Consider the following 10,582-nt stretch of genomic DNA (forward strand, 5'->3'; position numbering starts at 1 on the left):
AAAGAAATGCATTACATTCCTTGCCTGAATGACGACGCGGAATGGATTGCCGATTTTCGACAAATCATCGACGAACACCTGCCGGCCCACTAGGGCGCTTTGCGCCGCATACTGGCAACGGCTACACTGCATCGGAGAAACTCCGCCACCAAGGAAACCGTGTCATGAAGATCGCGAAGGACTGCGTTGTCACCCTCGATTACACTCTCACCGACGAGGACGGCGAAATCCTCGACAGTTCCGAGGGCGATGGTCCCTTGGTGTATCTCCACGGGCACGGCGACATCGTTCCCGGACTCGAGCGCGCCTTGGCGGGCCATCAGAGCGGCGATCGCATCCAGGCCGATGTGGGACCCGAGGATGGCTACGGCGAGTGGGATGAGGATCTCGTCGAAGTGGTCGGCAAAGAAGACTTCGACGATCCCGACGAGCTCGAGATTGGCGCGCAGTTTGAGGTCGATACCGATGAAGGGGTGCGCGTTGCCACCATCATCGAGATGGAGGGCGATGAGATCACCGTCGATCTCAATCATCCCCTAGCGGGCATGCAGTTACATTTCGATGTGACCGTTCGCGATGTTCGTGCCGCCAGCGCCGAAGAGCTCGCCCATGGCCACGTGCACGAGCACCCGCACGCCTAACACGCTTCGGTAAGGAGGTCGGTTGCAGATTCTGGGGATGATGTCTGGCACCAGTGCCGATGGCATCGACGCCGCCCTCCTTCGCTTCTCCCCGGATAACGCCGGGGAATTCTGCGGTCACTGGCATTTTCCCTACCCGCCGGCCCTGCAGGAACGCATCTTTGCCCTGCAAGAAGGGGGCGAATCGCGGCCTCTGCTGGCCCTCGATCGCGAGATTGGCCGGCTCCACGGGCAGTTTGCTTGCCAGATTTTCGCCGCTGGGCAGGAATTCCAGCTGATCGCCCTGCACGGCCAAACCGTAGCCCATCAACCCGATGGCGAACACGGCTACACTTGGCAGATTGGCTCTGCCTACGATCTTGCCGACGCCACCGGCTGCAGTGTGGCTCACGATTTTCGCCGGGCGGACTTGGCCCAGGGTGGGCAGGGAGCGCCCCTGGTACCGATCTTTCATGCCGCCCTGCTCGCCGCCGATACGCCACTGCTGGTGCTCAATGTGGGCGGGATGGCGAATCTCAGTTGGCTGCCGGCGCGCGGCCAAAACGCCACCGTACAAGCCTTTGATACCGGTCCTGGCAATGTCCTCATCGACAGCGCCGTGCAGTTGCTGAGCACCCAACGCTTCGACGCAGAAGGCCATTGGGCGGCCCAGGGACAGGTGCAGGAAAGGGAGTTACAGCAGTGGCTGCGCCTGCCGTATTTTCACCGTCCCCCGCCCAAAAGCACCGGCCGCGAGCTGTTTCATGCCGCCTGGGTGCGGCAGCAGTGGGCGGACTGGCGCCATGAAGCCGCAGACTTCTTGGCCACCCTTACGGCACTGAGCGCGCGCAGTATTGCCGCGGCCGCGCAAAGCTGGCTGCCACCGGCCCAGCGGCTGCTGGTCTTTGGCGGCGGCGCGCGTAATCGTTTTTTGCTGGCGCTACTGCAAGATGCCCTTCCCCAAACCCGCGTAGAACTCGGCGAGGAGACCTGTGCGGTTCCCGCCCAAGCAATGGAGGCCCTGGCCTTTGCCTGGCTCGGCGGGCATTGTTTGCTGGGAACCCGTCTCGACCTGCACGGGGTCACCGGGCAGCGACGGGCGACGGTGCTGGGCAGTCTCTACCCCGGGCGAAACTGGCCGGAAGTCGTGGCGTGGCTGAGTCGGACACAAGCCAGCGGAGGACCGGCATGCTAAAGCCCAGCGGCAGCGCTTTGGTCTGCGGCATCATCGGGCATCCCGTGGCGCATAGCCTGTCGCCCTGGATGCAACAACGCTTTGCCGAGCAGACGGGCATGGATTTTTTGTATTCTCCCTTTCCGGTGGCGCCTACGGCCTTGCCCGCTGCCATCCGCGGTCTGCAGGCCCTGGGGGTGCGCGGCGTCAATGTCACTATCCCGCACAAGGAAGCCGTGCTGCCGTTTTTGGATGTGGTCTCGCCCACCGTGCAAGCGGTGGGGGCGGCCAACACCCTGCTCTTTGCCGACGGGAGGGTGCATGGCGAAAACACCGACGTAGTCGGCTTTGCCCGCGCCATCGGCCGTCACACCGGTGCGCGTGCCGCTGGTGCCAGTCTGGTCATTGGCGCAGGCGGGGCAGCACGGGCAGTCTTGCACGCCCTCGCCCTCGTTGGCGCCACCCCGATCTATCTCGCCAACCGTACCCTAGCTCGGGCCGAAGCCTTGGCTGCAGAATTTACCGCCCTGCCCATCCGACCGCTGCCACTCAGCCGCGATGCCCTCACCCCGCTTCTTGGCGACCTGCAGCTGGTGGTCAATACCAGCAGCCGCGGCCTACACGGGGAGGATCATCCGGAATTGGCCCTCGCGCGCATGCCGAAAACCGGCATTGTCTGTGATATCGTCTATAAACCTTTGCAGACCCCCTTGCTGGCGACAGCCGCGGCGCAGGGTCTGCGCTGCGTGGATGGCCTTGGCATGCTGGTCGCGCAAGGGGCGGAAAGTTTTCGCATTTGGACTGGCCAACTGCCAGACACCGATGCCGTCGAGGAAGCGATGCGAACATGGCTAACAACACCGAAAGCACCCCGCTGAGTCCGCTGCTACGCGGCATCATTGCCGCCGGTCTGATCGACGAGGCGACGCTACGCGTTCTGCTTAGGGACCCGAGCCTCGGCAAACGACCGGTCCTGGCCTTTTTGCTTGAAAAAAAGGCCTTCTCCTCGCTCGCCCTACTGCAATATCTGTCGGAGCGCTATCGCCTGCCGATGCTCGATTTGAGCGCGGTCCACCCAGACGAGCAGAGCGTGCGGCGCATCGATCGCGCTCTCCTCGAGCGCTATCAGGTTCTTCCCCTCTCCCATACGCGCGATGCCCTCTATCTAGCGATTGCCGACCCTACCGACGTAAAGGCTACCGAGGATATCCGCTTCAACGCCGGAGTGCAGCGCGTTTTTCCCATTCTGGTCGAAGCCGACAAACTGCAGCACGCCCTCAGCGAGTACCTGGGCGACCTCACGAACCGCCTCGAGGATTTTTCCTCGGCGCCCGACAGCGAAACGGACGAAGACGAATTCGACCTGCGCGCCGAACAGCAGGGAGAAGACGCGCCGGTGGTGCGCTTCGTCCAGCAACTGCTCCTCAATGCCATCCAAAAAGGCGCTTCGGACATCCATATTGAGCCCTATGAGCGCGACATTCGCGTCCGCTATCGTCTCGATGGCGTGCTACAGGACGTCCTCCACCCCTCCATTGCCTTGCGCGAAGGCATCACCTCGCGCCTGAAGATCCTCTGCCGCCTGGATATTGCCGAACGCCGCCTGCCCCAGGATGGGCGCCTGCGCGTGCGCATTCCTCCAGCGCGCACCATCGATTTTCGCGTATCTTTTCTGCCCACGGCCTATGGCGAGACGGTGGTGTTGCGTATTCTCGACCCGGCTGCCGCCAATGCGCCGGTGGAGCAGCTGGGCTTTCTGCCGCAACAGCTGGCGGCCTTCCACGAGGCGATCAGCAAGCCCTACGGAATGATCCTCGTCACCGGACCGACGGGGTCGGGCAAGACAACCACTTTGTATACAGCGCTGAACATCCTCAATACCGGTGACGTCAATATCAGTACCGCCGAAGATCCGGTAGAAATCCCGGTGTACGGGATCAACCAAGTCAACATCAATGAACGCATCGGCCTCACCTTTGCCACCGCCCTGCGCTCCTTCCTGCGCCAGGACCCGGATATCATCATGGTTGGCGAGGTGCGCGATCTCGAGACTGCCGAAACCGCGGTCAAAGCAGCGCAAACCGGACACCTAGTACTGGCCACTTTGCACACCAATGACGCTCCCCAAAGTCTGACGCGGCTCGAGAACATGGGAATCCCTGCCTACAACATCGCTGGCAGCGTACATTTGGTGATTGCCCAACGACTGGCGCGCAAACTCTGCGCGGCCTGCAAACGCCGACAAGCGATCCCCGAAGTGGCCTTGCGCCAGGCGGGCTTTGCCGAGGCCGATCTTGCAGGCTGGACACCAATGGCGCCCCAGGGCTGTGAGCAGTGCAATGGCACTGGATACCGCGGGCGTATCGGTCTCTACCAAGTGATGCCAGTGACGGAATCCATACAGGAAATCATCTTGCGTGGTGGCACCTCCCTCGACATCGCCCGTCAGGCCCAGGCCGAGGGCATTCTGACCATGCGCCAAGCTGGGCTGCTGCGGGTCAAGGAAGGGCTGACCAGTCTGGACGAAGTCCTGCGCGTTACCAATCTCTGAGCCATGGATGCGGCAGTCGCAGACTCGCCATCCAGGCTGACCCCGCCGGCCAAAGCCATTGCCCTCTACCGCTTGGTCATCGCGGCGGTTCTGACCTTTTTTACCCAGTACCCGCAGCTGCAGATCCTGCCTAGCCATTCGCCCTGGCTGTCCGCCCTGCGCAGCGCCGCCATCCTTGCCCTGATCTGGAGTTTTGGCCTGCTCCTCTCCAGCCAGATCTACCCGCGCGCCTGGCCACAATGGACGCGGATCCTGGTGGTCAGCGTCGATACCCTTTTCGTTCTCTACCTTTTCTACTGCAGCGGTGCCATTTCCGGTCCCCTCGCCATCCTTCCGCTACTCCTGCTCATCGCCAATGTCTATCAAGTGCGCGGGCATGTTGCTTTGATTCAGGTATGGGTGACCATCGTCGCGGTAATCGTCATCAATTTTCTGCGTCAGGGACAGCTCGGTTCGGGTGGGGTACTGATCTACAGCCTCGCACTTTTCGCCGTTGCCTACCTGGCCGACAATCTGGTGCGCTATCGTGAGCGCAGCGCTCAGGAAGACGCTCTACGAGCACAGGAAATTCTCGACCTCAACACCCTCAATCGAGAAATCATTCGCCAATTCGATGCCGGCCTGCTGGTCCTCGACCGCCAGAATCGGGTGCTGTTCAGCAATCCTCTGGCCCAGGAACTCGCCCAACTGCCCGCAGACACGAATCCCTATGTGCTCGACCAAGTACAACCGGATTTGGGTGAATTCCTGCGCCATGCCGATACGATTCCCGAACGCGAGCTTTCCATTCGCACGACGAAGATGGCGAGCGGCAAACGGTTGCTCTGGCTACGTAGCATCGCCCTTGCCAACACCCCGTTCCGCTTGCTCACCCTGCGCGACGCGAGCAGCCTGCGGGAAAAGCAACGCGAGGCGCAAATGGCCGCCCTCGGCCGCCTGGCCGCCAATATCGCGCACGAGATCCGCAACCCCCTGAGCGCCATCCGCCACGCCGCCCAACTCCTTGCCGAGCGCTCTCTCGACGCCAGCGGCGAGCGTCTGTTGCAGATCATCGATCGGGAATCCCAACGCCTCAACCGCATTGTCGAGTCGGTGCTGGAGATGTCGCGCCCCCGTGCCGCCCACCCAGCCCCCATCGCCCTCACCGCTTGGTTGCCACAAATTCTGAGTCAGCTGCGCGCAGATCCTAGCCTGCTCGACTTACAAGTCGAGCTGCACGGTGATGATGGCTTGCCGTTGGTAAGCTGTGACCCGGAACAATTACAGCAGATTTTTACCAATTTGCTGCTGAACGCCGCGCAGCACGGCAAGCCACCGGGGCAGCCCCTGCGTGTGGAAATTCTGCTGACACCCATGCAGAATCAAAGGGCTGTCGAAATTCGCGTACGCGATTATGGTCAGGGTATCCCGGAAGAAAATCTGGAGCGCATTTTTGAACCTTTCTTCACCACCGAATCCCTCGGCACCGGGCTTGGCTTGCCCTTGGTGCGCGAACTCTTGCGCGCCAACCGCGCCGACATCGAGGCTCGCAATCATCGCCATGGCGCGGAATTCGTCTTTTCCCTCCCCGAATGGCAGCTGGGCACATTGCTATGAGTGAGCGCGCCCGCGCCTTGGTCCTCGACGATGAGCCGGCCATTACCGAGCTGCTCGATATTACCCTTTCGGAAATGGGCTTTGTCGTGGTGCCCACCCATAGCCTGCAAAAGGCACGGGAAGCCCTCGGCAAATTTAGCTTTAGTCTCTGCCTGACCGATCTGCGTCTACCCGATGGCAATGGCCTGGAGCTGGTGCGCCATATCCGTAGCCAGTTCCCGCAGCTGCCGGTAGCGGTCATCACTGCCTACGCCTCGACCGAAGGCGCCGTCGAGGCGATGCAGGCGGGCGCCTTCGACTTCATGACCAAACCCATCGAGCTGCATCGGCTGCGACGCTTGGTCGAGCAAGCCCAGGCCCTGGCCACGCTGGAGCCGGAGGAACTCGGCGCCGGTTTAGAGCGTTTGGTGGGGGAGAGTTCGGCCATGCGGGAACTGCGCCAGCAGATTCGCGTTCTGGGTCGCAGCAATGCACCGGTCTTCGTCTCTGGTGAATCGGGCACCGGCAAGGAGCTCACCGCCCGTGCCATCCATGACGCCAGCCCGCGTCGAAACAAGCCTTTCGTTGCCGTCAATTGTGCCGCCATTCCCGAAAACCTGCTCGAGAGCGAACTCTTTGGCAGCGAGAAGGGGGCCTTCACCGGCGCCCATCAAAAACGCAGCGGTCTCTTTTTGGCCGCCGATGGCGGCACCCTCTTTCTCGACGAGATTGGCGATATTCCCCTCGCCATGCAGGCGAAGCTCCTGCGTGCCCTGCAAGAACGCAGTATCCGTCCGGTAGGCGCCAACAGCGAAGTTCCCATCGACATTCGTCTGATTACCGCTACCCACCGCGACTTACAGCAACTCATCGAAGCCGGCAGCTTTCGAGCCGATTTGTACTATCGCATCTATGTGGTTCCCCTGCTGATTCCGCCCCTGCGCCAGCGCCGCGAGGACATCCCCTTGCTCGCCGAGGCCCTCCTGCAGCGCATCGCCCGGCGGCATAACCAACCCGTGCCGCGCCTACAGGCGGAGGCCCTGCAATGGCTTGTGCGCCAAGATTTTCCCGGCAATGTGCGCGAGCTCGAAAATCTCCTCGAACGAGCTCTGGCCCTGCACAGCGGTACGGAAATTCGCGTTGCGGATCTGAGTCGCGAGAGCGCGGCGCCAGCACAAGGAATCGCTGGCAGCGGCTCACCCCTGGCGCGACGGCTGCGGGCGGCTGAGCGAGAACTGCTGCGCACTCAGCTCACCGCGGGACAAAATCGCATCGTGGTCTGCGCTCAAAATTTAGGCATTAGTACGCGCTCTTGCACCTTGCGACTGCATTTGTGCGGGCAGGATGATCATCATGTCGGCGAGTCTTGAACCCTGGGCCTGGGCACTGCTGGCCCTCATTGCCCTGCTCGTCGGCAGTTTTCTCAACGTCGTCATCCACCGCCTGCCGCGCGGCGAATCCATCGCCTTTCCGGGTTCGCACTGCCCCCAATGCGGCCATGCCCTGCGCCCCTGGGACAATATCCCGGTCTTGAGCTGGCTTTTGTTGCTCGGCCGCTGCCGCTACTGTCAGAGTGGGATCTCCTGGCGCTACCCCTTGGTCGAAATCCTCGCCGCTCTGCTCGCGCTCCTCGCCGCGTGGGTGATTGGCTGGCACGGGCAACTACTGCCCGCCCTCGTCCTGCTCTGGGCCTTGCTTGCCCTCACCCTCATCGACCTCGAGACCTATCTCCTGCCGGACTGGATCACCAAGCCGGGAATGCTCTTGGGCCTGCTCCTCAACGCTAGCGCTTGGCTCTCGCCGCATTTTGCCCTCGCGAGCCCCCTCGATGCCGGCCTGGGGCTGCTCCTTGGCTATGGGGTTTTGCGCGGCTTTGCCGAGCTCTACCTGCGCCTGAGCGGTCGCGAGGGCATGGGGCATGGTGACTTCAAGCTCCTTGGCATGATTGGTGCCTGGTTGGGCTGGCAGGACATGTTTCTTGCCCTCTTTCTGGCGGCCTTGAGCGGCGGATTGGTGGCCGTGGGGTTTCTTGCCGCCGGCAAAGGTCGCGACTATGCCATCCCCTTCGGCCCCTATTTGGCCCTGGGAGCGGCGGTGATGCTGCTCTGGCCGCAGGTAGTGATGGAGCAGTTTCTGCATTTGGCCGCCCCCGGATGAGCCAGCGCATCGGTCTGACAGGTGGGGTGGCGAGCGGTAAGAGCCTCGCTGCCGACATATTGGCCGGGCTGGGGGCGAAGGTTCTCGACGCCGACCACTTCGCGCGCGAGTTGGTGGCACCGGGTCACGCCAACCTGCAGGAGATTGTCGATCGATTTGGTCGCGATATCGTCGATAGCAACGGTCATCTCGATCGCCCGCGCCTACGCCAACTGATTTTTGCCGATCCAGCGGCCAAGCGCTGGTTGGAAGAACTGCTGCACCCGCAGATTCGCCAGCGCTTTTTGGCCGCGTCCGCCGCCATTACCGCGCAAGAACCGGATGCCGTCATCCTCTGGGTTCTGCCCTTGCTCGTCGAGAGTGGCTATCCGCCCCTTCTCGATGGTGTATTGCTCATCGACTGCCCGGCCTGGCTGCAACAGCAGCGTCTTGCCGAACGCGGTTGGTCGGCGGCGGTCGGCGCTGCCGTCATTGCGCAACAGGTGCATCCCGAGGAGCGGCGGCGGGTGGCGCGGTGGATCATCCCCAATCTCCAGACTCCCCAAAGCCTGCGCCGCCGTCTCGAAGACTGGTGGCAACACCTTCAGCGCTAAGGCTTTTTGCGTCGCGCCGAGGCTTGTGGCACTCTCTGTGTGGGATTGGGAAGAAACCACCAATGGCCATATACGAAACTGCGCTTCAGGAGCGAACGCGCTCCCTCCTCCGCCTCGAGGGACTGTTTCAGTGCCTAGACGAAAATATTGCCGAGGCCAGCAGACTGCGCAGCGTATTACGTACTTTTCTCGAACTCCTCGACTTCTGTCAACGGCCCGAATTGCGGGTCGATCTCCTACTGGAACTCGATCGCCTCATTCAGGTACTGCGCGCCTGGGCCGGCTCGAGCGAGGTCAACGCCGCGGCGCTGGAGGCCTGGGAGAGCCGACTGCGCGAGCAGCAACAAACCCTGCGCGATGGACGCCAGAACTTTGCCGATATGTTGCGGCAGCAGGAGCTGCTGCAACTTGGGCGTGGACGACAATCGGTTGCTGGCGGTCTCACCGGCGCCGACCTTCCCTTGCTGGCCTTTTGGGAGCAGCAAAGTTCCGTCTTCCGCGCCACCCATTTCCAACACTGGCGCGATGAATTGGCACCCCTGGAAAGCAGCAGCCAGCTCATTTTGCGTTTTTTGCGCGAATCCCTCGGCTGGCAGAGCGAGTTGGCAGAGCATGGCCGCTTTGGTATGCCGCTCAATCCCAGGCAGCCCCTCTCACTGATACAGGTAGAAGTCACGTCGGCCAACGTCTATCCCAAGATTAGTGGCGGCATCCATCGCCTGCATGTCCAGTTCCTGGAGTGGATGGACCCTGGGCCAAGCCGCGCGCTAGAATCCACCATCCCCTTTCGTTTGGCCATGAGCGCCTGTTGAACCCGCCAGAAGGATCCTCAGCAATGCAGATCGGTACTACCCTCAGTCAATTCATCATCGAAGAAACCCGCCTTTACCCCGAGGCCTCCGGCGACTTTGCCGCACTGCTCAACGATCTCATGGTCGCTTGTAAGTTCATCGGTTCGCAGGTCTATCGTGGTGCCCTGGTCGGCGCCTTGGGCAGTGCAGAAACTGGCAACGTGCAGGGCGAGGTGCAGAAAAAACTCGATGTGATCGCCAACGATGCCATCCTCAAGTCCATGGACTGGACTGGGCATTTGGCAGGGATGGTTTCCGAGGAAGAGGACGGCCCCTACGCCATTCCGGCCGGGGTACCGCGCGGCAAGTACCTGCTGCTTTTCGATCCTTTGGATGGTTCCAGTAATATCGATGTGGGCATCAGCGTCGGTACCATTTTCAGCATCCTCAAGGCGCCCGTGGCGGGGCGAGATGCGCAGCTCGCCGACTTCTTGCAGCCGGGCACGCAGCAAGTCTGTGCCGGCTACGCCCTCTACGGTTCCAGCAACATGCTGGTCTATAGCACCGGTTTTGGGGTCAATGGCTTTACCCTGCTGCCAGAGGTGGGCGAATACGTCCTCACGCATCCGCAAATGCGCATTCCCGAAGACACTAGCGAGTACGCCATCAATGCCAGCAATCAGCGCCACTGGGAAGCCCCGGTGCAGCGTTACATCGCCGAATTGAATGCCGGCAAAACCGGACCGCGCGGGCGCGACTTCAACATGCGCTGGGTTGGCTCCATGGTCGCCGACGTGCACCGCATTCTCTGCCGTGGCGGCATTTTCTTGTATCCCTTCGATACCCGCGATCCCCAAAAACCCGGCAAGCTCCGCCTGCTCTACGAGGCCAATCCCATGGGCTTTCTCATCGAACAAGCGGGCGGGGCGGCCAGCACCGGCCGCGAGCGCATCCTCGACATCCAGCCACAGGGGCTGCATCAGCGGGTGCCAGTAATCCTCGGTGCCAAGAACGAAGTCGAACGGGTGGTGCAGTACCATCTCACCTAACTTGCTGTGCCGCGATGGAAAAGCTTCCGTCGCGGCATCCCGCCAAGCTTGCGCCCCCTTGCAGCATCTCAA

General features: G+C 61.8%; 10 protein-coding genes. All 10 read left to right on the plus strand.

Translation table 11 applies throughout. The features are described 5' to 3' along the window. Positions 1-164 precede the first annotated feature (164 nt). The 10 genes from RTI30_RS09900 (at position 165) to RTI30_RS09945 (ending at position 10,510) form a co-directional block, all read left to right on the plus strand. Positions 165-641 carry a peptidylprolyl isomerase gene (locus tag RTI30_RS09900; RefSeq protein WP_312263168.1) on the plus strand — a complete coding sequence of 159 codons (477 nt, stop codon included), beginning with the start codon at positions 165-167 and terminating at the stop codon, positions 639-641. A gap of 22 nt (positions 642-663) precedes the next feature. After that, complete coding sequence (locus RTI30_RS09905; RefSeq protein ID WP_312263167.1) at positions 664-1,815, plus strand: anhydro-N-acetylmuramic acid kinase; 1,152 nt, start codon at positions 664-666, stop codon at positions 1,813-1,815. Continuing rightward, the gene (locus RTI30_RS09910; RefSeq protein WP_312263166.1) at positions 1,809-2,672 is read left to right on the plus strand and encodes a shikimate dehydrogenase; all 864 of its coding nucleotides are present in this window, start codon (positions 1,809-1,811) and stop codon (positions 2,670-2,672) included. Before RTI30_RS09905 ends, RTI30_RS09910 begins: the two co-directional genes overlap by 7 nt. Continuing rightward, on the plus strand, positions 2,642-4,345 hold the full coding sequence (gene pilB, locus RTI30_RS09915) for a type IV-A pilus assembly ATPase PilB (protein WP_312263165.1): 1,704 nt from the start codon (positions 2,642-2,644) through the stop codon (positions 4,343-4,345). The genes RTI30_RS09910 and pilB overlap by 31 nt, the downstream gene beginning before the upstream one ends. 3 nt (positions 4,346-4,348) lie before the next feature. Next, a complete protein-coding gene (locus RTI30_RS09920) occupies positions 4,349-5,941 on the plus strand; it encodes an ATP-binding protein (protein ID WP_312274828.1) in 1,593 nt (530 codons plus the stop codon). Next, entirely contained in the window at positions 5,938-7,290 is a 1,353-nt protein-coding gene (locus RTI30_RS09925; protein WP_312263163.1) for a sigma-54 dependent transcriptional regulator, read from the plus strand. The genes RTI30_RS09920 and RTI30_RS09925 overlap by 4 nt, the downstream gene beginning before the upstream one ends. Next, positions 7,274-8,077, plus strand: coding sequence for a prepilin peptidase (locus RTI30_RS09930; RefSeq protein WP_312263162.1), 804 nt, complete (start codon positions 7,274-7,276; stop codon positions 8,075-8,077). Before RTI30_RS09925 ends, RTI30_RS09930 begins: the two co-directional genes overlap by 17 nt. Then, the gene (gene coaE / locus RTI30_RS09935; protein WP_312263161.1) at positions 8,074-8,670 is read left to right on the plus strand and encodes a dephospho-CoA kinase; all 597 of its coding nucleotides are present in this window, start codon (positions 8,074-8,076) and stop codon (positions 8,668-8,670) included. The genes RTI30_RS09930 and coaE overlap by 4 nt, the downstream gene beginning before the upstream one ends. 62 nt (positions 8,671-8,732) lie before the next feature. Then, entirely contained in the window at positions 8,733-9,482 is a 750-nt protein-coding gene (gene zapD, locus RTI30_RS09940; RefSeq protein ID WP_312263160.1) for a cell division protein ZapD, read from the plus strand. A 23-nt stretch (positions 9,483-9,505) separates the two neighbouring features. Further along, on the plus strand, positions 9,506-10,510 hold the full coding sequence (locus RTI30_RS09945; RefSeq protein ID WP_312263159.1) for a class 1 fructose-bisphosphatase: 1,005 nt from the start codon (positions 9,506-9,508) through the stop codon (positions 10,508-10,510). Positions 10,511-10,582: the final 72 nt, after the last annotated feature.

The sequence above is a fragment of the Candidatus Igneacidithiobacillus taiwanensis genome (assembly GCF_031962545.1).
GTDB classification, from domain to species: domain Bacteria; phylum Pseudomonadota; class Gammaproteobacteria; order Acidithiobacillales; family Acidithiobacillaceae; genus Igneacidithiobacillus; species Igneacidithiobacillus taiwanensis.